1 protein-coding gene is annotated in these 2,551 nt (G+C 71.3%); it reads right to left on the bottom strand.

Annotated features, from left to right (window positions below; genetic code table 11):
- Nucleotides 1-2,551: acyltransferase domain-containing protein (locus ACH4UM_RS41700; protein WP_398191885.1), on the bottom strand; the 2,551-nt coding region annotated here is incomplete at both ends.

Below are 2,551 nucleotides of genomic sequence, written 5' to 3'. Positions count from 1 at the left end.
CACTGCACCAACGCCAAAGCGCCGCCCACGACGGTGTGCACCCGTTGTGCGGTGCCCTCGCCCGACCCCACCGGGCACGGCACCACGACGACGTCGGGCATGGCGGGTTCGGCGGCGAGAGTGGCCAGATCAGCGTACGTCCGTACGTCGAGCCCGGTGGCATCGTCGAGCGTCACCGTTCGCCATGCGAGCCCGAACAGCGAGTCCTCCGTACGACTGCCGGAGCGACCGGCCCGGAGCAGCTGCTCCCGCGACACCGGCCGCAGCGACAGCGAGTCGACCGTGGCCACCAGGTTCCCGGCCGCATCGGCCACGACCAGCGACACCGCATCGGTGCCCGTCGGCGAGACCTTGACCCGCAGCGCCGTCGCCCCGACGGCCCGCAGACACACCCCGGACCAGGCGAAGGGCAGCAGCGGCATCTCGCCGACGGCGACGGCACCGCCCGCGCCGATCGCGTGGAGGGCAGCGTCCAACAGCGCCGGGTGCAGGGCGAACGCGCCCGCCTCCGTGCCCTTGGCGAGAGCGACCTCGGCGAGGACGTCGTCCCCGCTGCGCCACACCGACCGCAGTCCCTGGAAGACCGGGCCGTATTCCAGACCGGCTTCGGACAGATTGTCGTAGAAAGCCGTCAGGTCGCAGGCCTCGGCACCGGCCGGCGGCCAGGCGCCGAAGTCGGCTGCGTACGACGGTCCCGGCTGATCCGTCAGATGGCCGACCGCGTGCCTGACCCACGGCTCCTCCTCCGCAGCACCCTCCAGCCGCGAGTGCACGGTCAACGCGCGCCTGCCCTGCTCCTCTTCGGCACCGACCCACACCTGCAGGGCGACGCCCCCGCTCTCCGGGACGATCAGCGGCGCTTCCAGCGTCAGGTCGTCGATCCGCGCGCAACCGGCCTCGTCACCCGCGCGGACCGCCAGTTCCGCGAGCGCGGTTCCCGGCAGCAGCACACTGCCCATGACCGCGTGGTCGGCGAGCCAGGGGTGGGTCTTGAGCGAGAGCCGCCCGGTGACCAGATGTCCGCCGGCGCCCGGGAGCGCGACTGCCGCGCCCGCCAACGGGTGCTCGGCCGCTCCCAGCCCCAATCCGGCGGCAGCGGCACCTCCGGTGAACTCCTCGGGCGCGTCCAGCCAGTAGCGCTCGTACTGGAAGGCGTACGTGGGCAGGTCGACTGTCCGCGCGCCGGGGAACAAGGCGCTCCAGTCCGGGGGCGAGCAGGCGCCGTGCACGTGCAGTTCGGCGAGCGCGGTGACGACTGCCTGCGGCTCGGCGCGGTCGGCACGCAGCACCGGCACAGTGACGGCGTCCTCCAGACAGCCCTGGGCGAGCGCGCTGAGCACGCCGCCGGGGCCGATCTCCACGAAGGTGGTCACACCCGACTCGTGCAGGGTCCGCACGCCGTCGGCGAACCGGACCGCCTCACGGACGTGACTCACCCAGTACTCGGCCGTGCAAGACTTCTCCCGACGCCCCGTCAGCATCGAAACCAGGGGAATCGTCGGCTCGTTGAAGGCCAGCCCGCGGACGACCGCGCGGAACTCCTCCAGCATCGGCTCCATCAGCGGCGAGTGGAAGGCGTGGCTGACCCTCAGCCGGGACGTCCTACGACCCTGCCGAGCAAACGCTTCCGCGATCGCCAGCACAGCCTCCTCAACCCCGGAAACCACCACCGACTCAGGACCATTGACCGCCGCCACACCCACCCCACCGGTGAGATACGGCAACACCTCCTCCTCGCCGGCCTGCACCGCCACCATCGCCCCACCGGCAGGCAACGCCTGCATCAGCCGGGCACGGGCCGAGACCAGCTTCGCCGCATCCGCCAACGACAGCACCCCGGCCACATACGCAGCCGCGACCTCACCCACCGAATGACCCGCCACGAAGTCGGGCCGGATGCCCCAGGATGCGAGGAGCCGGAACAACGCCACCTCGATCGCGAACAACGCCGGCTGCGCACACCCGGTCTCATGCAGCGTCTCCGCACCGACATCGACCGGCGCGTCCAGCACCGCACACACCTCGTCGAAGGCTTCGGCGAACACCGGGAACGCCGCATACAACTCCCGGCCCATCCCCAGACGCTGCGAACCCTGACCCGAGAACAGGAAACCGGTCTTGCCTGCGGCACTCGGCTCGTCCACAACGACCTGGGCGGACGGCGAGCCGGCGGCCAGCGCACGCAGCGCCACCAGGAGTTCGTCCCGGCTCTCCCCCACCACAGCAGCCCGGTGCTCCATCGACGAGCGCGTCGTGGCCAGCGAGAAGCCGATGTCCGCCGGTCGTGCCTCGGCATCCACGAAGGACAACAGCCGCTCCGCCTGCCCACGCAGCGCGTTCCCGCTCTTCGCCGACAGCACCCACGGCACCACCATCGGGCCGGGATCAGACGCCGAGGCCAACTCGGCTATGGCAGGCGCCTGCTCGATGATCGCGTGTGCGTTGGTACCGCTGATGCCGAAGGACGAGATGCCCGCACGGCGTACATGGTCCGTCTCCCAGTCGACTGCCTCGGTCAGCAGCCGCACCGCTCCCGCCGACCAGTCCACAT

The sequence above is a fragment of the Streptomyces sp. NPDC020801 genome (assembly GCF_044334385.1).
In the GTDB taxonomy this organism is placed as follows: Bacteria; Actinomycetota; Actinomycetes; order Streptomycetales; family Streptomycetaceae; genus Streptomyces.
Note: the sequence above shows the minus strand (reverse complement) of the source record. Positions and strands in the feature narration are given on the sequence as shown.